The organism is Dolichospermum lemmermannii CS-548, from assembly GCF_028330815.1.
In the GTDB taxonomy this organism is placed as follows: Bacteria; Cyanobacteriota; Cyanobacteriia; order Cyanobacteriales; family Nostocaceae; genus Dolichospermum; species Dolichospermum lemmermannii.
In genome coordinates this window covers 1-19844 of the sequence record NZ_JAQMTJ010000278.1, presented here as the reverse complement: position 1 = coordinate 19844, position 19844 = coordinate 1, and the positions used below count along the sequence as shown (strand labels likewise).

Below are 19844 nucleotides of genomic sequence, written 5' to 3'. Positions count from 1 at the left end.
CTAATAGTAAATACATTTCAAAAAATTAATTTTTTGAGAAATTTTTGGTGTGGGCTTTAATTCTCAATAACCAATACTTATTGACAGAACTGTTACTGTTACGTACTTTTAGACTTTTTATTTACATCGAACTCAGGTTAATTTGGATATTCAACCTGGTGAAATTGTGATTATGACTGGACCTTCCGGTTCAGGTAAAACTACACTTTTGACTTTAATGGGTGGTTTGCGTTCTGCTCAAGAAGGTAGTTTGAAAATTTTAGGACAGGAAATATGTGGAGCAAATAAACAACACTTAACTAAATTGCGCCGTCAAATAGGTTATATTTTTCAGGCGCACAACCTGATGACCTTTTTAACTACCCAAGAAAATGTGCGGATGTCCTTGGAATTGCATGATGAATATCTAAATCATGATATCAACAACAAAGCGATCGCCATGCTAGAATCTGTTGGTTTGGGAGATCGTATCAGTTACTACCCCGAAAATCTTTCTGGTGGACAAAAACAACGGGTGGCTATCGCTCGTGCTTTAGTCAGCCAGCCTAAAATTGTCTTAGCTGATGAACCTACCGCTGCACTTGATAAAAAATCTGGCCGCGATGTTGTGGAATTGATGCAGAAACTTGCTAAAGAACAAGGCTGTACTATTTTGCTTGTTACCCACGATAACCGCATTTTAGATATTGCTGACCGGATTATTTATATGGAAGACGGTCAGCTTAAAGATGTCAATATTACGGCGAAGATACAGTAAACAGAGTGTATTTAGTATTTCAAGGTGATTAGCTACTCCTTGTCCTGATATTTTTCATAATGAGCGACCTGTTAATTATTTTTAACACCATCCTTATTAAATATCCTCTCAGTCCAGAGGTAAGGAATTGGTAATAAAAACCAGACATATTCCCACCAACCTTGATCGATAATAGCAACTCCTATTGTTAATAAGGAAAACATCGGCTCTATCAAGATTTTCCATCTTGTAGAAATAATAATTTCACTATTTAGATCATCGGCAATTAGTCGGTGTTTATAAGTCGCATAATTCCAGTTAATAAATGATATCAATCCAATGAATGCAGTATTGACGCTAAAGCATATTTTCACAAGAGCATTTTCTGGAAAATAAATAACTAGGGTGTCAGAGTAAGGAATCAGAAGTATTCCCATCAGATAAAGTAAATAGAGTGAGATATGAATTGTATCTGCTTGTTTGTAATAAGTAAGTTGGCGTTAAACAATCAACATATGTAACGAAATGTAAATTCGACAAATACCTTATAGATAGGTTATTTAAGGGTTTTTACGAAAAAAATGTATATTGATTTTATCGTGCCGACTTACTTATTTAAATTGCTTGATATGTTCTAGCCAGTAGAAACCAACAGTCACAAATGCGATCGCGTAGCTAGTGAGTGGTTTTATTTGAGCTAGTAAAAATGCCACAATTTCTGAGTCTGTGGGCTGTTGCAGATTTTCAGGAAAATCAAGAGCTAAGAAGCACTCTGCCATTGCCAGTGCGAATATAATATCAGCTATTCTCTGAAGGTGGACAATAGGCTCTTTCTGATCAGAATTATTGTTTTTATCTTCATTCATTAGTCATATCCAAAAGTGCAGGCTACTTTTAATTTGTACGTTGGGTCAAAGTAAACTTACGGTGGAAAATAAAATTCAAATAACAAGAATTTCGGCATAACAGCTATCGTTTCTATATCGAACGCTCGTTATATTAAATAATATAATAAACCTAAAGTGTTTGTCAAGATATTTTTGCAAATTCAGATATCCTGCTGATTGCTCCGCGAACGCTCACGTTTCACAACCTAACCTACAAATTAAGGCTTTTTCCACTTTTTCAGCAAGCCCTAATTATAATTAAAATGGTGTTTTTACCTGTAAGTGGAAGATTTTTTCTACATGAGGATGCTGAAACCTCAACTCTCTCGCGTGCAGATATAATCTATCAGTATCACTATGATAACCATAGAGTTTATCCCCCAAAATTGCCATTCCCAGTCCTCTTGTATCAGCAGCATGAACCCGTAATTGATGAGTCCGTCCAGTCAAAGGCACAAATTCAACACGGGTATAATCTCCTTCTCTGTTCATAACGCGGAAGTGAGTTAAACTAGGTTTACCTCGTGATAAATCAACTTCTTGATAAGGACGATGATCAGGATTTCCCCACAAAGGTAAATTAATTTCACCTTCATTAATAGCTAGAGAACCTGTCAGCAAAGCTTCATAAACTTTATGAATTTGTCTTTGTTGAAATTGTTGACTTAATTGAGAATGAGTAATTGGATCTTTAGCTATTAAGAGAATCCCGGAAGTATCTTGATCTAAACGATGTACCGCGATTATTTCTTGATTATATAGATGACGTAAACGACTAATTACACTATCTTGATTATGAAAATAACGACCGGGAACAGATAACAGTCCTGATGATTTATTCACAGCAATTAGCCATTCATCTTCATAAATTATTTCTACTTTATTTGGCTTTAATCCTGATAGCAAAAATCCCATTAATGGCTGACATCTTTCTAAACAAGCACCATAAAATTCTCCTGAAACTTTATTCTCGACCGCAGAATCACCCCACCAAAATTCAGCCATTGCTAAAGGTTTTAGTTGATGAGTAGCTGCGTAATTTAATAATTTAGGAGCGCAACATTCTCCTGTTCCGGTTGGTGTTCCTGCTGGTAATAATTGCTGTAAAGATAGAGATTGTCCTTGAAAATTAGTTAAGCTATAAGCAGCGTGCATTTCTGTTTGTAATTGCCGAGATAGTTGTTTCCGCTGTTGTTTGAGTTCTGTAATCTTCCTATCTGCGGACGTTATAATTTGCTGTAAAGGCTGTAAAATTTCATTTTGATGGCGTTTAAGATTTCGGCGGTCAATTCCCTGCTGACGGCTTTCTGCTTCTAGTTTTTCCAAAGCAGTTGTGAGAGATTCATCTGTGAGAGTTTGATAAAATTCTTGACGTTGTTTGTGTCGTTGCTGTTTGCTATGATCATGATGTAAGCTCATAGTTTGTAACTGTTGGGTATATTCCACGGACAGAGTTTTATATTCTGCTCTTTCGGGAATTTGTTCAAGGGTAATAATTTCTTGTTTAATTGCTGCTAACTTTGCTAAAATCTGAGTTTCTAAAAAAGCCACTTTCTCTCTACCAGGAATTGGTAACACCCAACCTGTAACCATACTATTACCATTTAATAAACCGGAAAATGCTTTAATAACTCTTTGTTCACCATTGGGTAATTCAACTAACAAAATACCATACATTTTTCCCTCATGGGAATAAAGATGATCTTGTTCAAGTTGCTGCATGAGACTATCAGCTATAGCTTCTGCTAAAGGTGTGCGGGGTAATCTCAATATTTCACCAGTTTGGCGACATTTTCCTTCATAGTAATAGTTAGGCTGTGCGGAATAAATGATAAAATTGGATTCGATAAAGTCTGAAAGCGGATGAAGAAGAATCATAAAATGTATATAGTATGATAAATTATTTGATAGTTAACAAATTTTTGTTTAAGTTGTTTGTTTTAATTGGGAAGCTTTTTTTGGTATGGATGTTAGATGTTAGTATATTTTACAATACCTCTGATTATTCTCACACCAGAAATTATCAATAATCCCGTCGGGAATTTTATCATCACGTTGATACAGCACTTCCCGGTGTTATGAGGTACATATCTAGCGGGCAAGATGCCCGCACTACAAAAGTTTCATGATTCAACTTTGTACCTCATAAGAGCGGAAACCGCTGTATTTTTGTTTTTACCATTTTTCCTCATGTATTTTTTTGTAGATGAGGATATGAAACTTTCCCGAAACCTGTGGGAACATCTTTGGGAAAATCCTGTGGAGGAAGTTTAGATAAGTAGGTGAACGGAAAAAAACCGTAGACGCGAAGCGGCTTCTCGAAGAGTAATATGTAACGAAAAGTAAAATCGCCCAAACCCTCTTCACTCTTGCCTCTTGCCTCTGGTTACTGAGCGAAGTCGAAGTATTGCCTCAAGCCTAGTGCCATAACGACGATTTTCAATGCTAACCTACTTAGGCTTTGGTTTGGACAATCTGTAGGTTGTTATCACAAAGTATTTGTTCCCATAGATAATTGTCAACACTCAGAATAAAAAATAAATGGTTATATTGAATTTAGCTTGTGTTAAAATAGTTATTTTTCAGAATTATACCAAATGCGTGATCCACAAAAGAGCCACATTAAAATTGATCCGGCTACCCTGGTTTTAATCGGGTCTGCTTTGATACTATTACCACTATTACTCGCTGGTTTTTTGGGGTAATTAGCTATCCGCAAAATTAAAAATTGGTTATTTCCATTGACTGAAAATAACCATAAACTAAGAGTAATTTGTTTTCGCAATATTTAAATATCAACATTGATATTCTCTATCTGTCTAGCTGCTTTCTCCCAAAGCTTTGCGGTTTCTTCATCATTCCAGTGAGTTCTCAGATTTTCCGCTTTTTTATGACATATCCGTTCTAGCATCTCTAAAATTGCAGCTAGTGTCAACTGCTCGACTAACCCCTCTAAAGCACTCATGTATTTTTTCATGACAGATACCCCTTTAATTTCTACTGGAAACTGAGGGAATTCTTTCCACTTCCTGCGTTAGTTATCAACACAAGAAGTACAAATTCTCGTCAATTAGTTGTGACTTTTCTATTATCTACCTCATCAGTTGAAGAATTTCCACTTCTTCTTGATTCTCTACATTTGCAGGAAGTAGAGTTGTAATCTACTTTTTGGAGTGAGTTAAGAATCTCTATTTTACCTAAAATTGTGAGATGCTGTACTAAGCTGGGATTTCGTGATTTATAGAATTTTATACTTTACAAATACCCTTTGATACTTAAAACACAATATACTGATATAATTATTACATGACAAGATTCATTCATGATCAATTTGCTAAGGACTATTTAGAGGAACTTCTCAAAAACTATGGAGAGGTTCAAGCACCAAGTCGTGTAGCGGGAGAAGTTAGAGAAATTGATGTTTACTTTTCTCCCTATCCCCAAGCAAATCCTAATTTACAACTTTTAGGTTTATTAGGTAAATTTGCATCTACTCCCGCGATTTTTGAACCTTATCGCAATCCGGCATCATCTGATGAGATTTGTGATTGTTTGTTAAAGTTATTAGAAGTCAAAGGAGTGTTAAAAAGAGAAGCGAAACGCAATAAAACTAATCTTCAAGAATCAGAAATTCCGAAACTGTGGATACTTACTCCGACAGCATCACCAGAGATATTATCTAGCTTTAATACTACCTTAAAAACTGACTCTTTACCAGGAATATACTATTTAGGGGCAGCGTTACGTACAGCCATAGTAGTTATTCATCAACTACCACGAACGGAAGAAACTCTTTGGATTAGAATGTTAGGAAGAGGAAATGTTCAAAAACAAGCTATTGAGGAACTAGCAGAATTAACAGTAAACCACCCATTTAGGAGAATCACGCTAGAATTATTGTACAACCTGCAAAAACACCTGGGAGTCAATCAAGAAACCGAAGATAGGGAGATAATTATGAGATTAGCACCATTGTATCAACAGGATAGAGAGTTGGCGGTTCAGGAAGGGAAAATTGAGGGAAAAATTGAGGGAAAAATTGAGGGAGAAACTTTGTTAATTATCCGGCAATTAAATCGTCGCATTGGAGAAATTAATTCAGAATTAATTGCCAAGATTCAAAAATTATCACTTGATAAATTAGAAATGTTGGGAGAAGAATTATTAGATTTCACCAAACTTGATAATTTAGAAAGTTGGTTAAATCAAAATCAAGAATAATGTAGTTGGGCTTGAGTTCTAAAATTACAGCACTTTCCGGTGTTATGAGGTACATATCCAGCGGGCAAGATGCCCGCACTACAAGAGTTTCATAATTCAAGTTTATACCTCATTAGAGCGAAATATGCTGTATCTTAGGCTTTAGCCCAACTACAAACTAACTAATTATTAGAGATCATTGTTCCCAGAGCAGCTATCAACTTATCCACGCTTTCAGGACGACTATTAAAACCCATCAAACCTACACGCCAAACCTTGCCAGCAAGTTCACCCAAACCGCCACCAATCTCAATATTATGCTCAACTAACAACTGCCTGGCCACAGATTTACCATTTACCCCTTCAGGAATACAAACAGTAGTTAAAGTTGGTAGCCTGTATTCCTTTTCAACGTGCATCTTTAAACCCATATCTTCCAATCCTTCCCACAGATACTCGACATTCTTTTGATGACGTTGCCAACAACTAGCTAAACCTTCTTCCGCCACTAAACGCAAAGCTTCCCGTAAACCATAATATAAATTAATCGGTGCAGTGTGGTGATATGTGCGTTCAGTCCCCCAATATTTCCCCAACAATGTCATATCTAAATACCAATTTGCCACTTTAGATTGACGCTTCTGCAACTTCTCCATTGCCCGCCCACTCATTGTAAACGGTGACGCACCTGGAGAACAACCCAAACCCTTTTGACTACAGCTATAAGCCAAATCAACACCCCACTCATCCAAAAAGATGGGAACACCACCCAAACTGGTAACGGTATCCACTAACAACAAAGTTCCATGTTGACGACACAACTCACCCACACCTTCTAAGGGTTGACGAGCGCCGGTGGAAGTTTCTGCATGAACTAAAGCCAAAATTGCTGGTTTATGGGTGGCTACTGCGGCGCTGATTTCCTCTAAATTGAAAACTTGTCCCCAGGGCTTAGTAATAGTTCTGACATCTGCGCCATATCTGCCCGCCATATCTACCAAGCGATTACCGAAATAACCAGCTACACAAATTAATACCACCTCACCCGGTTCGACAGAATTAGCCAAAGTAGCTTCCATTGCGGCTGTACCCGTGCCACTGACGGCGATAGTATGGGAGTTTTCTGTTTGCCATGTGTAACGCAACAGGGATTGAATTTCATCCATGAGGGTTAAAAAAGCCGGATCTAAATGTCCCACTGGTGTGGTATTCATCGCCTGTAATACCGCTGGATGGGCATTGGAGGGACCTGGACCCAATAAGAGACGGTGGGGGACTTCGAGGGGTTCGAGTCCTAGACGCTGACTGTCATTAACGGAAATGGTGGATGTCATAAACTTAATTTATGTGAGATGAAATTGTAATTAATCGCATCATATAGCGGTATGTGGTCAATGAGTATGCCGAAGTGCGACTAATTAATTAAGTTCCATATTTTCTCTCGCGCTATTCAATTATACGTTTTATTAAAAACAGAAATCTCTATAATCTTGTTCTGTTCCCTGTTATCCAAATTGATTGGTAACATATTCCATCACATCGTTTTGCATTGTGAATCCGTTTCCATTGAATTCAATCAAAGATAGCAATTTCAAACTCTCTAGTATTCCCAATAGTTTCTGGGAAGTGACAGGGGGAATAATCTCGTTTATTAATTCTGGCATTAATATGGGTTTGCGGTGAATTGCTAAGGAATAGATCACGGTTTTTTCTAAATCTGATAAGCGTTGAAATTGTTGATCTAATAAATCGTAAATATGGTCAAAGACGGTGATACCGTGGGCTAAAAAAAGATCAATTTTGCTAGAAAATAGAAAATGAATAGTAGTGGCAACAATTTTCAGCATCAGGGGATTTCCGCCATAGTGATTATGTAATGTTTGCCATTCTGCTTGAGTTTCGTCTTCAGGAAGCAGCCCTTTCAAGATCAGTGATTTAATCGAATTGGCTTTTTTCTCTAGTAGACTAAATGCGATCGCTGGTTCTCGACTGATGATAATTAAACAACTTTTGTGGGTAGACTCCCCAATTGTGCTAATCAGTTGTCCATAGCCTTCAAATCCTTCTCGATATGATCCCCCTCGTTCTCCCCATTGCAGAATGGATTCTAGATTATCCAGAACCAGTAAGCAACGAGTTTGATGGAGATACTGCATTAACTTTGATATTAATTGATGTGGAGATTTTGGTAAATCAACGACTTGCTGGTGTGAGAGGATGTGAATTAGATCAGTTAAGGTTTCTTCTACTGTTGGGGCATGACGAAGAGATCGCCAAATGACATACTGAAATTCTGATGATGACGAGTCTGTGCTGTTGGTAAAACCTGCCATTAACTTGGCTATGAGGCTGGTTTTGCCCATACCACCCATACCTAACACCATGATTAATTGACAGCGATTAACCTGAATCCACTGGTTCAATGTTGCCAGTTCTGCGGTGCGTCCATAGAAAACGGAGACATCGGGAGCTAAATTATAATCCCCATAAGGTTGAATTTGAGGCTGTAGAGGTGATTGATAATCATCAGCCTCTAGCACCAGATTAAATGCTTTGAAACATTTGACTAGAGACTTTTTATCAACTCTGACATTGCAGTTAAAAATTTTGCATAAGGTATGAGAGTCTAATTCAGTCTGAATACTGAGATTATCAAGGGTAAATCGCTTGCCGTTATTTTCAGCATATTCCTTTGTTTTTATGGCGTTCTCAAGTTTATTTAAACCTTGAATCGTGAGGATTGACCCACGTTTACGTTTTCTTGGTAGATCCATGAGTATAAAATATAAATTTTTTTAAGCAAAGCCAAATAGGGCAAGAGAATTAACTCTAACCGCCGGAAAAATGACTGATTTCCGGGAAAACGGTATTAATCTCACAATAGTATAAAAATACAATTAAGAGATTGAACAGAGTATAGCGGTTGTTTGATGTGTTTATCAATACAGCATTTTGCAAAAAGGGGAAGTTTTAACAATTTGAAATAATTCTGCGGTCTATTTTGCTTACAGTCTCAACGCTTGAAAGGATTGTGGTAGAGGAGTCGGAGCGATATTTTGTCAGGATTATTAAGTTCCTTTTGCTTAAGTTGGCAAACTTCCATTGCTATATCGTATTTCTATGTTTATGCTTATAAAAGTTTGGTAAAAGTTGAGTTATTTATGGCTATTGAAAATATATTTGATTACATAGAGGTTACACCTCCTTATTTTGCTCTAGAAAATTTGCGCCAAAATGAAGAAGGTTTTATCTTAGCAAAGATTCCTATACAACAACCATTAGATATGGAAGTTGGCTATATTTCTGCTGCTGAAGCGGGAAGACATTTAGCTATTCTTGGATCTTGCTCTGCTGCTATGTCTAATTCTCATAAATCAAAACATTATTACTTGGCATATCATGCAGAATACTTTAATAAAGCTGCTCAAGAAAATTATGAAATTTTGAACTATATTAACGCTGTCGCCAAAGGGAAGTTAATTAATAAAAGAACAGCAATATCTGAGTGTTTTATGCTCAAAGATAATAATATAATTGCAACCTTAAAAGTCTTATATCATGTAATTTCTGAAAATATTTTTGAAAAGATTTATAAAAATTTTCAGATTCATACAAATTTCGATGAAACTCTCAATCCTTATGAAATTGCTATGCCAATTCAAAACATATCTATTATTAATAGAAAATTAACTAAATTAATCCATTCTTAGACAATCCAGAATTAGTGATCCAGCGACTCATTTTACCACCAGCATAATTATCGCAATTTCAATAATCTGGAAGACGTTGCATTAATCCTTCATTCTTCTCATTGCCAAAAGAGAAGGATATTTTTTATTATCAATAAGTAATTGACGTTCTAATAAACGAGATTGATCATTAAACCCTAAAATTCTAGCCGTCACTTGTCCTATATTTGTGAGAGATTCAATAGTAGAATTATTCAGTTTAAAATGTTCTCCCCAATTATCCCAACGAGGATGATAAAAACGCACAAATTCTTTTTTATCTATAATAATTGAACCGATATCACTGCCTTTAAAACGATTACAATAAACACAACAATAAGCTAGATTATCTATATTTGATGAGCCACCATGTTTGATACTAATAATATGATCAATGGCACATCCTAAAATAGTATCATGTTCAGCAATCAGGCAATATTCACATAAATTATCTGCTCTTTGAGCAACTAAACGGCGAAGTTCTAGATTTAAATAAGGACGCTCCATAATTGAATTTTAAGCCTTTTCGTTAATAAAATCATAAGCCCTAGCTTTTGCTAGTCTTAATAAATGTTCTAGAATCAAATAATGATCTAATTCTGATTTTTCCTCTGAAGAAATTCCATCAGTTTTTTCTCGAAAAATCAAATCAGATACTCTTTCTTTTACTGTTTCTGATACTTGAAATTCAACTAAACTTTGAGATGTTATGCCAGCAGCGAGAAAGTTGATTATTTCTTCATAAGCTGGATTAATACTGATTGATGTTTCCATGATGATTAATTATCTCCTTTTTTAATGGGGGCGGACTACCTGTTGGGGAACGATTTTACGCCATTTGAGGCTTGTCATCGAAGGATTTACCCCGAATTATTGAGCGGTTACTAAAATTGTATGATATAAGACGAATTTTAAGAAAGACTTCAGTTGTTTTTGTGCATCACGATGCTTTAAGCCACTGAGAATTTCATAATAAGTAATAATGCTAATATTACAGCAGATTTCGCTCTAATGAGGTACAAACTTGAATTATGAAACTCTTGTAGTGCGGGCATCTTGCCCGCTGGATATGTACCTCATCACACCGGAAAGCGCTGTAATTTTACTATAAACTCTTAAATATGCCTCAAACCGCTCAACAACTAAGCTATGATTGCGGAAAAAAAATGATAAAATATTGGTATCAATCAAAGCTGGTTTCATCACTTCTCCTTTCAAAAAATGCCTGTTGACGACGGATGTTGATTTCTTCACTGAAATTAGCAAATGTTTCATCTGACATATCATTCCAACAGCCAGCAAACTGCATAGTTTGTTCTAGTGAACCTGGAGATGATTCTCCATTCAATCGCCAATAATGAATAAAATTATATAATTCTTCTAATTTATCTTCGGGAATGAGATTAATTTCTGTGATTACTTTGGTGCGGATGTTTAATAAATCCATAGAGCAAATAAATGTAGAGAATTGACAGATACACTAATTATATAGCCTGTGTTCTTTAAGAACCAAGATATTTTCTAATAAATACGATCGCTCTCCCCAATAAGATAAAGAGCGATACCATCGGTCAACACCCTAAATAGCATTAATCACCGTATTTCCTACCGCGCCATTCTTTGGGAGTGTGAAATGCAGATAAAAAGATGCGTAGCACCGCTAAAGGGTCTGCTAAAGGGGAAAGCCAGAATAACCAGCCACCGTTGGCATCTTTACGATCATAAGAGGGAGCGATCGCTAATAATAAAGCAAAACGAATCACCACCAAAAATATATTCAATCCTAACAACAACATCGCCGGCAATGAAAGCACCAAACTAGGAAGCAACAAATAACCCAATAAAATCAAAAGAGGTAAACCCTGCACCGCAGACAATAACCATAAATCCCCCCAAATCTGAGCAGGAGAAGCAGCATCCTTCAAATCTAAGCTGCGTCCCCATTCATTCCAAGTTTCTAACGCCCCTTCATACATTCTCACCCTTAGCACCTTAGCACCATCTAAAAAGCCCACCTTAAAGCCTTGAGAGGCAATATTCCGCGCCAAAGTCACATCATCACAAAAAGAACCTTTAGCACTGCTATAGCCATCCACAGCCCTTAATACAGACCGACGACATAAAAAACACTGACCATTAGCCATGACCCGTTCCGGTTGTTCAGTATAAATACCAGTAGGATCAAATCTATACAGTAACGTCATCAACAAAGCCGGTTGTAACCAGCATTCTCCCGGATATTTGAGAATAAACTGCGGTGATAAAGATACTAAATCATAACCTTGAGCGATCGCAGTTTTCACCAAACTCGCCACCAAACCAGGATGGGGTTGAATATCTGCATCCATGCCCAAAAACCATTCACTCCCCTCAGATGTGAATAAAAAGCCATTATGCAACGCCCAAGGACGACCAACCCAGCCAGGGGGTAAAGGGTCATCTGTGATCACCCGAAAGCGGGGGTCTGTTATTTGTGCGGTTTTCACCAAGTCGGGAGTACCATCTTGTGAGCGACTATCAACCACAATAATTTCCCGAACTTCGTAACTTTGGCGACTCAAACCAGCCAACAGTGGACTAATCCGTAATGCCTCATTTAGTGTCGGTACAACCACACTCACAGTTCCCAAAAGTTCTGGTGTGGGTTGTTGTGGTTCGAGGGCTGGATAACGTCCTGGACCTTTGAGCAACCGGGAAAGCAAAATGGCTGTTGCAGGTACTTGGATAAGTAGCAATAGGAGCGGAATAATATTTAACAATTTTAACCCTGACTTTTTTGTATAAACTAGCTAGTTTAGATTTTCGCGCAATTTAGGCAAATTAACTTAACAGTGAGGCCAAAATTGACGCAATACTTTACGAGAAATAATGTGCTTGACACTCCCCGGTCTAAGAGGATGTTTTAAAAGTTTTTAATGTGTAAACAGACCCCTCTCCAAACCTCTCCCCTGGTCGGGGAGAGGCTTTAAAACCGCCATTCCCTACAAGGGAAGAGGGGTTAGGTTTTTGGAGATTATGGGTTTCATATAATACTTTTCAAACAACCTCTTAGCTTGCTTTTTGTGTAATTGGGAAAGAGGTAATTGGCAGAATTTCTTCTCCTCTTCCCTCTTCCCTCTTCCCTATTTGAAAGCAACTTTCACATTAGCAACAGCAACTTCTTTAGTAGCTGCTTCAATATTCACCGTTGCAGGTGTACTAGAACCTTTAGACCACAGCAGCACAGCCGGAGCTACACCCAGTGCCACACCTAGCAGTACAGGAATAGGAAACCCAGCGGCTAAACTCATGACTGTGGCAAAACCAAAGTTACCCAAATAAACTAATAAAGGTACATTTAGTTGGTAATGGTCTAACTTAACCGGGTTTTTGCTCCATAACAAAGCCGCTACAGTCATAAATAACGAACCAGTACCCATCCAACCCGCAAAGTTTTGATAAGGCATTCCAAAGAAAGCCCCCGGTTGGTGCCAATACCAGAAGGGAAGGGAAGTTTGACTCATGGCTGGGTCAAGCACAAAATCCCAAGAAGTGAGCAGTAAAGCCCCTAAACCAATAGCTCCCACGTGACGGAACAAGCTGGGTTTTTTATCTACTTCTAAACCCGCACGAGCCAACACATAAGAAACTAATCCCACATAAAACCAGGAAAGGGGAATTGTAAAAGGGACCAACCCGGAAATTTTATAACCCAGACCGCTCAAATAGCTATAGTAGCCAAAGGGAAAGCCTGTGCTAGTTCCTAGTAATTCGCTAGTTAGGGAAATTGATAAAGATGGGATTAAAAATCCTAAAGCGCGTGCTAAACCTAAAGTTCGGTAAGCATAAAGGAACACTCCCAGCGCCCCCAAAATCATATATACCACACCACCACCCGCCATACTCCACTGCATGACGCTCTCTCCGACTTCTGATAAGCTAACAATTAGTTCAGCATTGGGAATAACAATCAATATCCCCACCAGTCCAAATACCATAGAAACGATATGACCAATTAGGCATACGCGCTCGACGATAACAAGTTGTCTCATGATCAATCCTTAATGATATGCCAGATGGCTATTCAACTGCTAACAGTTTACAAATATTTATGAACATATTTAACTAAATGTTGATCTTTATTCTCTTAAATTGGGAATTAGGGATGGAATTCAACATTTAGAAACCTGATGAGTTCAGTAAATCTGTGAAATAATCAATGAAACCGATACTGATTACATCAGTATAGAACGATTTGTAACTGAGTAAGGTACAGAACTTTTACATTTATCAACTGCTTAAAGCCCGTTTTATTCCTGACTCCTGCTATATGTCAATTTTGAAAAAGATACCTTGGTTTTCCTTAACACTTATATTACTGAGTTACAGTACATTGGGCTGGTTGATATTTGAAGAAAAGGCCCCGTGGTATGTACGGCTGATAACTGCGGTAACTATCCTGCTGTCCCTGATATTGCTCACTAACCCTTGGCTAAAACTAGATGATTATTCTCATATTTTCTTCAAGTCAAACGCTAGGACTTTTCTTGTGGCTATCTTAGCAGCTTTCCTATTTTTTCTAATGATTGCCTGGTTTCGGGTATTTCTTGATACTTTACTAATTTTGTCAGCGACCATCCTAGCCAAAATAGACTTTCAAACAGTTGGTTTAAAACCAGCACTAGCTTTTGGCTGTATATCTTTTTGCTCACTGTTAGGACTAGGAATAGGCGCACTTATCAATCACTACATTTAAAATTAGTCACTGGTCATTAATTAATTAATAACGAATGACCAATGACTAATAACGAATTAACCAGCTACAGCTTCTACGAGTTCTGCGGCTACTGCATAAACGCTAACTTTCTTCTGGCTTTTACCTCTTCTTTCAAAGGTAACTACACCGTCAATTAAAGCAAATAAAGTATCATCACTACCAATACCAACGTTGTTACCAGGATGAACCTTAGTACCACGTTGACGGACTAGAATATTACCTGCGCGTACAGTTTGTCCACCATAACGTTTTACACCTAGTCGTTGAGCATTCGAGTCACGACCGTTCCGCGTACTACCAGTTCCCTTCTTATGAGCCATGATTCCCTCTTTTCTATTTACTTTATTTATCCCAGGTTGCTAGTTATCCAGTTTAGGCTGGGAAAAAAGTAATTGGTAATTGGTAATTACTCTCTATCACCTTTTCCCCCTTGCCTAACTAGCAACTTAAACCTTTCTTTATGATTCTTCGGATGATTCGTCAGCGGTTTCTTCCACAAAGTCAGTATCAAGAACAGGAAGTTCAGGACTCGTTGGCGCTTCTTCGTAAGCTAAAACTTCGCCGTTGAGATTGATAGAATTAATCAAAAATCTGGTAATTTCCTGGCGATGTCCCCGTTTTTTGCGGGTTTTCTTTTTAGGTTTCATCTTATACACCAGGACTTTGCGACCTCTAAAGTGTCGCATAATTGTCCCTTCCACGGTTGCACCTTCTACTAAAGGTTGTCCAATGGAAACTGCGCCTTCGTGATGTACAAGTAATACTGCGTTGATGGTAACTTTTTCATCTGGTTCAGCGGTTAGTAGTTCAATGTCGTAAAAGCGACCTGCTTCTACTTTCATTTGTTTACCGCCAGTTTCAATAATCGCGTAAGTCATTAAATCGTCCTTGAGGTTGCCGTACAGGTAGCTGGCTATAATCTCCTGTAGAGACGCTATTATTTATAGCTTTGCCAGCTTTTGCAGTATGTCTACCTGATCCGAGCAGGAATTAGACAGACAATCTACTATATTACCTGATTGATGGTTAATCAGTCAACCTTTGAGAAAATATAATTTTATTTCTCGCTGATTTCCGAAAAGATAATTCTGGTGTTTGTAGTTAACCATGACACAGACGGAAAATTTTTTAACTAATCTGAGCAATTTAAATAGGGTTGCTCAGATTTTTTTACTATTCACTTTCAGATTTTTCATAAATAATTTAAGAAAATTGTAGGTTGGGTAGAGGGAAGTGAAACCCAACAAAATCGGGAGAATTTTAGAAAAATGTGATAATTGTTACGAATTATCAATTATAATTTAGTTAATGCTGAAAATGAAAATTTAATTTTTATTAGATAAAGATGAAAAGAATTGAAGTTGAACAAAGAACTATTTTTGTGGGTTTAGCTGGTAGTCATGGTTATGGTTTAAATCGTCCAGAATCAGATTATGATTATCGTGGTGTATTTATTGCTCCTAAACGCTATTATTTGGGATTTGATAGTATTGAACAAAAGGATTCTGGTTGGGATGAACCGGGGATATTTCCGTTTATAGATGGTAATGAAGATACGGTTATTTATGAATTAAGAAAGGTTATTCATTTATTAGCTGGTGCAAATCCCAATGTTTTAGAATTGCTGTGGTTAAATAATTATCCTTTTTTAACAAATGTCGGACAACATTTAATTAATCACCGTCATTTATTTTTGAGTAAAAAGGTAAAGCATACTTATTCTGGTTATGCTTTTGCTCAAATTAAGAAGATGGAAACTCATCGTAAATGGTTGTTAAATCCACCTACGAAGAAACCTCTTCCTGCCGATTTTGATATTATGGATGAAGTTCCGTTAAGCAAAGATGAGTTAAATGCTTTTTTGGAATATCTTTATCTTTTGATTAGGGGGAAAATTGAGTTTTTGGAAGAATCAGAACAGTTATATAAGTTGCTGACTGGGGATATTGATTTTAAAGGTGTTTTGAAACAGTACACTTTAGCAGATGAAACTTTAGCATATACCCAAAATTTAACTCATAGCCGTAAAGATTTTATCCGGCTTTTGCAAAAAAGTCAAAGTTATCAAATTGCTTTAAGAGAATGGAAGGCTTATATATCTTGGCAAGAAAATAGAAATCCTGCTAGAGCCGAAATGGAAAAAAAATCAGGTTATGATTTAAAACATGGAATGCACTGTATTCGATTACTACGCAGTGGCTTGGAAATTTTGCAGCGGGGAGAAGTAACTGTAGATAGAAATTTAGCTGGTGATATTGATGATTTAAAGGCTATTTTGCGAGGTGATTATAGTTATGAGCAATTAATGAAAATGGCGGAAGATTTGGTTGCTCAAATGGATGCTTTTTATGAGCAATCTAGTTTATCACATCGTCCTGACTTGGAGCAAATCAATGATTTGTGCATGGAGTTGGTGGAAATGCAAGGTTGGTAAGAAAATCTGGAAATTGGAAAGATGCCTGGGGTACGCTTCGTGGACGTGGCTAAATAAACAAAATTCAACTGCCTAAACTTGCTAGTGATATTTATGCTGTGGGCATGATTGGTATTCAAGCCGTAACTGGATTAGTGCCAGGACTATTTCAGGAAGACTCGAATACTGGGGAAATTATCTGGGGTATAATTCGTTATTACTTGAAAGATTATCAAGGTGCGATCGCTTTATATAATGAATTAATTAATCTTGATCCTCATGATGCCAGAACCTACCAAAACAGGGAGGGAATGAAAAATGGTTAAAAATAGCGCAAGATAGAATTAGAGAATTACAAAAATAGTGAAAGTATCTATAGGAATAATATTTGAATCCTGAAATTATTTGCGTAGTTAGGTAAGATGCAAAAGGCATGAGGTAAAAGGATTCTAGCCGATTCAGGTGTACCGAGTGTTTTTCAAAAATCAAATATGAGTCCTATATTCCATATCCCCTGCTTATGCAATGTAATTATAATTAAAATGTATCAACTAAACAAATATTAAAAAACAAGTTCAATTAAGATGCCAAAATTAAATATTGGAAAAAAAATAAAACAACAAATGAGTAAAAGGGGTTGGACAGAAGAAATGCTTGAATTAGTTTACTTAAATCCTGGTAAAACGGAAAAAACAAGAGATAAAAGGTATAATATAGATGGTACAAGAAAAGATGATCCTGCTACTGTATATTACAGGAGTGATGGTGCATACATTGTCTGTAATGACATCACAGGTGATGTAGTTCAGGTAAGTGATATTAATGATCCTAACTGGATTGAAAAACAATACTAAATTAAATGTTGATTAATAAATATCAGGAATATTTTCACTAATAAGTAAATTCAGGAGTACAAACATGAAATTAATTGATAAATATCAAAAAACAGGATTTATTAAAGCTGGAGAATTGCTATTAACTCCTGCTAATGCACTGGAATTTATTAACGAAATTGCCGAAAGAAATATTTCCGTTTTAGGTGTAGATTTATGGTATTATATCAATGATCAAATATCCGAAGATCCTGGATCATTAGATTTAAGTGAAATTGATGATCCTCAACAAAGTGTATCTATAGCTAAACAATTTATTACCCATAATTTACCAAAAGGAACAGCTTTTGTTTCTTTGGTTTTGAGTGATTAAAATTAAAAGAATGCATTAGATAATTTAGAAGATTACTAAGTAGGTTGGCGTTAAAAATTGTCGTTGGGGCAAGGGAACAGGGAACTCTTAACTGGGAACAGGAAGAGAGTTTTGGGCGATTTTACTTTTCTTCACATACCTTTAAATTTTTCAGTTCACCTACTTAGCAAAGAAATTAACCGACATCAAAAAACCTCTATAATCGCCATTAAATAGAGGTTTACAAGCTAAACGGCTCATTTCCAGATTGGGCTTGGTTGTATTTTATGATATTACAAAAAGTTTACCCGCCAGGTAATTAATTGAGGTTATTAACTGGCTTTTGACCGGTGGCGACTGCTGTTTTGGGAATTTCAATGACTGGGTTATTTAAAGCCACCATTAAAGGCGAATCTGTGGCTGTTGGTGTTAATTCTGTTGGTTGTGTTGTGGCTATTTCTACCATTCTGGAATTACCTGGGAATAAACCAGATATTGTTCCCAGAATACAAGCCGCAGCGGCTGCACCACCTAACATCCAGTTCAAGCGATAACGGCGATTAACACGCGTTAAAACTTGGTTAATCGTTACCTCTGATGACTGAGCAGTTGCGGGAACAGGGATGTCATGTAAACCCTTTCTAAGATTTAACAGTCTCTTATACAAGCACTTAATAGAAGTATCAGTTGAAAGCCACTCTTCAACTTGTCTGCGTTCAGTAGCTGTGACTTCGCCATCCAGGTAAGCACTTAATAACTCGAAACAATCGCGCTTCTCCATATTTATAGTACCTGTTGATTCATTTTTGCTTCTCAATGGCAGAAAATATATATTTTCGTTGACAGTCCTTAATATTTCTTAAAATCTGCCATAAAATTGAGGAAACATGATGTAGATTATGTATCTAGATAGGTTTGCAATTGAGTTTGTAATCTTGATCTGGCTCTGGCTATTCTAGATTTCACCGTTCCCAGGGAAACTCCGGTAATTTCGGCGATTTCTTCATAGGCCAGTCCTTCAATTTCTCTCAAAACAATTGTAGTCCGAAAAACCTCTGGTAAATCAGCGATCGCTTCTCGCAACTGTTCATAAAATTCTCTGGTCGTCATTTCCTCATCCGGACTTGGGGTATCACCGGCAATTTCCCAATCCATTTCCCCGTCGGCTAACAATCGCGGAGCATCTAGGGAGAGAGGACTGGCTACCCGTTTGCGTTTACGTAATTCATCATAAAACAAATTAGTGGCAATCCGACTTAACCAACCTCGGAACTTGGCAGGTTCTTGTAGTCGGTTAATATTTCGGTAGACACGAATCCAAACTTCCTGGGCTAAATCGGCTCTGTCAGACCAATCGGGCGCTAAATGATATAAAACTCGATCAACTTGAGTCTGATAGCGGCGCAATAGTTCTGAAAAGGCAGCACGGTCTGGACGCAATCCGACTTGACAGCGTAAAATAAGGTCGTGGTTTGAGAGTTTGTCAACTTGCACCGATGCTGCTGGGTAGGTGGCATCAACTGTTGACCAAGATACACTAATGGATTGACTCATGGATCGGTCTAGCTTTAAATCACTCCTTCCTATTAGACTTGATCATTGGTCAAAAGTTCCTCAGTAAGGTGACGGATTTATAATCGGAACACGGAAATAAATATAGAAAGGAGTTTTCAGGGTTTTATTGATCATAAGACTAGGGATGGGAAAGGCAAGTAACTAGTACCGCAGGGTGGAAGTCAAAAGTCAAAAGTCAAAAGTCAAAACTAATATACAGTAGGCTTTTTGGCGATTGAATATGGTTGCTTTATTTACGCCGTGATGTACTAGTAGTCTGTCAAATTTATTTTGACGGGTTTTTGGTAGTGCGGGCATACTATGGCTAACGCCACGCTGCGCTATCGACAAGCTCAGTACAAGTCTTGCCCGCGTGAGCGAGACG

Annotated in this window: 23 protein-coding genes and 1 pseudogene; 9 read left to right on the top strand and 15 right to left on the bottom strand. The window is 37.3% G+C overall.

Going from position 1 to position 19844, the window contains the following annotated elements; all coding sequences use genetic code 11:
- Nucleotides 1–136: 136 nt before the first annotated feature.
- Nucleotides 137–757: pseudogene (locus tag PN450_RS19285) on the top strand (DevA family ABC transporter ATP-binding protein); the annotation flags it as partial.
- Nucleotides 758–828: 71 nt separating this feature from the next.
- Here the strand turns inward: PN450_RS19285 and PN450_RS19280 are convergent.
- From PN450_RS19280 to PN450_RS19270, 3 genes are all read right to left on the bottom strand, one after another.
- Nucleotides 829–1173, bottom strand: a complete 345-nt coding sequence (locus PN450_RS19280; protein WP_271837244.1) for a hypothetical protein — start codon at nt 1171–1173, stop codon at nt 829–831.
- Nucleotides 1174–1347: 174 nt separating this feature from the next.
- Complete coding sequence (locus PN450_RS19275; protein ID WP_271837243.1) at nt 1348–1602, bottom strand: TMEM175 family protein; 255 nt, start codon at nt 1600–1602, stop codon at nt 1348–1350.
- 279 nt (nt 1603–1881) lie between these two features.
- A complete protein-coding gene (locus PN450_RS19270) occupies nt 1882–3501 on the bottom strand; it encodes an RluA family pseudouridine synthase (protein WP_271837242.1) in 1620 nt (539 codons plus the stop codon).
- A 225-nt stretch (nt 3502–3726) separates the two neighbouring features.
- Here PN450_RS19270 and PN450_RS19265 point away from each other — a divergent pair, with 225 nt between their 5' ends.
- Nucleotides 3727–3897 carry a hypothetical protein gene (locus tag PN450_RS19265; RefSeq protein WP_168204472.1) on the top strand — a complete coding sequence of 57 codons (171 nt, stop codon included), beginning with the start codon at nt 3727–3729 and terminating at the stop codon, nt 3895–3897.
- A 514-nt stretch (nt 3898–4411) separates the two neighbouring features.
- On the opposite strand, the gene PN450_RS19260 is transcribed toward PN450_RS19265, so the two are convergent.
- Complete coding sequence (locus PN450_RS19260) at nt 4412–4600, bottom strand: hypothetical protein (protein WP_148765694.1); 189 nt, start codon at nt 4598–4600, stop codon at nt 4412–4414.
- 329 nt (nt 4601–4929) lie between these two features.
- Between PN450_RS19260 and PN450_RS19255 the strand changes: the two genes are divergently transcribed.
- A complete protein-coding gene (locus tag PN450_RS19255) occupies nt 4930–5844 on the top strand; it encodes a DUF4351 domain-containing protein (RefSeq protein ID WP_148765692.1) in 915 nt (304 codons plus the stop codon).
- Nucleotides 5845–6005: 161 nt separating this feature from the next.
- On the opposite strand, the gene PN450_RS19250 is transcribed toward PN450_RS19255, so the two are convergent.
- On the bottom strand, nt 6006–7157 hold the full coding sequence (locus tag PN450_RS19250) for an alanine--glyoxylate aminotransferase family protein (protein WP_271837241.1): 1152 nt from the start codon (nt 7155–7157) through the stop codon (nt 6006–6008).
- Nucleotides 7158–7328: 171 nt separating this feature from the next.
- Entirely contained in the window at nt 7329–8597 is a 1269-nt protein-coding gene (locus tag PN450_RS19245; protein ID WP_271837240.1) for an NB-ARC domain-containing protein, read from the bottom strand.
- A gap of 387 nt (nt 8598–8984) precedes the next feature.
- On the opposite strand from PN450_RS19245, the gene PN450_RS19240 reads away from it, so the two are divergent.
- Nucleotides 8985–9533, top strand: coding sequence for a hypothetical protein (locus PN450_RS19240; RefSeq protein WP_271837239.1), 549 nt, complete (start codon nt 8985–8987; stop codon nt 9531–9533).
- 81 nt (nt 9534–9614) lie between these two features.
- Here the strand turns inward: PN450_RS19240 and PN450_RS19235 are convergent, their stop codons facing one another.
- The 5 genes from PN450_RS19235 to cruF all read right to left on the bottom strand — a co-directional run bounded on the left by PN450_RS19235 (nt 9615) and on the right by cruF (nt 13582).
- Nucleotides 9615–10058 carry an HNH endonuclease gene (locus PN450_RS19235; RefSeq protein ID WP_137909324.1) on the bottom strand — a complete coding sequence of 148 codons (444 nt, stop codon included), beginning with the start codon at nt 10056–10058 and terminating at the stop codon, nt 9615–9617.
- Nucleotides 10059–10067: 9 nt separating this feature from the next.
- A complete protein-coding gene (locus PN450_RS19230; protein WP_271837238.1) occupies nt 10068–10325 on the bottom strand; it encodes a hypothetical protein in 258 nt (85 codons plus the stop codon).
- Between the two features lie 409 nt (nt 10326–10734).
- On the bottom strand, nt 10735–10998 hold the full coding sequence (locus PN450_RS19225) for a hypothetical protein (RefSeq protein WP_137909322.1): 264 nt from the start codon (nt 10996–10998) through the stop codon (nt 10735–10737).
- A 142-nt stretch (nt 10999–11140) separates the two neighbouring features.
- Nucleotides 11141–12310, bottom strand: coding sequence for a 2'-O-glycosyltransferase CruG (cruG, locus tag PN450_RS19220; RefSeq protein ID WP_271837237.1), 1170 nt, complete (start codon nt 12308–12310; stop codon nt 11141–11143).
- A 363-nt stretch (nt 12311–12673) separates the two neighbouring features.
- Entirely contained in the window at nt 12674–13582 is a 909-nt protein-coding gene (gene cruF / locus PN450_RS19215; protein WP_271837236.1) for a gamma-carotene 1'-hydroxylase CruF, read from the bottom strand.
- Nucleotides 13583–13860: 278 nt separating this feature from the next.
- Between cruF and PN450_RS24135 the strand changes: the two genes are divergently transcribed.
- Nucleotides 13861–14286 (top strand): hypothetical protein, encoded by a 426-nt coding sequence (locus PN450_RS24135; protein WP_015078507.1) that lies wholly within the window; start codon nt 13861–13863, stop codon nt 14284–14286.
- A 56-nt stretch (nt 14287–14342) separates the two neighbouring features.
- Here the strand turns inward: PN450_RS24135 and rpmA are convergent, their stop codons facing one another.
- Nucleotides 14343–14627, bottom strand: a complete 285-nt coding sequence (gene rpmA, locus PN450_RS19205) for a 50S ribosomal protein L27 (RefSeq protein ID WP_015078508.1) — start codon at nt 14625–14627, stop codon at nt 14343–14345.
- A 138-nt stretch (nt 14628–14765) separates the two neighbouring features.
- Nucleotides 14766–15185 (bottom strand): 50S ribosomal protein L21, encoded by a 420-nt coding sequence (rplU, locus tag PN450_RS19200; protein ID WP_015078509.1) that lies wholly within the window; start codon nt 15183–15185, stop codon nt 14766–14768.
- Between the two features lie 467 nt (nt 15186–15652).
- Between rplU and PN450_RS19195 the strand changes: the two genes are divergently transcribed.
- The 4 genes from PN450_RS19195 to PN450_RS19180 all read left to right on the top strand — a co-directional run bounded on the left by PN450_RS19195 (nt 15653) and on the right by PN450_RS19180 (nt 17926).
- The gene (locus tag PN450_RS19195; RefSeq protein WP_148765676.1) at nt 15653–16741 is read left to right on the top strand and encodes a nucleotidyltransferase domain-containing protein; all 1089 of its coding nucleotides are present in this window, start codon (nt 15653–15655) and stop codon (nt 16739–16741) included.
- A gap of 104 nt (nt 16742–16845) precedes the next feature.
- A complete protein-coding gene (locus PN450_RS19190) occupies nt 16846–17046 on the top strand; it encodes a tetratricopeptide repeat protein (protein WP_148765674.1) in 201 nt (66 codons plus the stop codon).
- A gap of 258 nt (nt 17047–17304) precedes the next feature.
- A complete protein-coding gene (locus PN450_RS19185; protein ID WP_148765672.1) occupies nt 17305–17574 on the top strand; it encodes a colicin E5-related ribonuclease in 270 nt (89 codons plus the stop codon).
- Nucleotides 17575–17638: 64 nt separating this feature from the next.
- Nucleotides 17639–17926 (top strand): hypothetical protein, encoded by a 288-nt coding sequence (locus tag PN450_RS19180; protein ID WP_174783126.1) that lies wholly within the window; start codon nt 17639–17641, stop codon nt 17924–17926.
- A 298-nt stretch (nt 17927–18224) separates the two neighbouring features.
- Here PN450_RS19180 and PN450_RS19175 read toward each other — a convergent pair whose 3' ends face one another.
- Together PN450_RS19175 and PN450_RS19170 are read right to left on the bottom strand one after the other, a co-directional pair.
- Nucleotides 18225–18686, bottom strand: coding sequence for an anti-sigma factor family protein (locus PN450_RS19175; protein WP_148765668.1), 462 nt, complete (start codon nt 18684–18686; stop codon nt 18225–18227).
- A 116-nt stretch (nt 18687–18802) separates the two neighbouring features.
- A complete protein-coding gene (locus PN450_RS19170) occupies nt 18803–19459 on the bottom strand; it encodes a sigma-70 family RNA polymerase sigma factor (RefSeq protein WP_015078515.1) in 657 nt (218 codons plus the stop codon).
- Between the last annotated feature and the right edge of the window lie 385 nt (nt 19460–19844).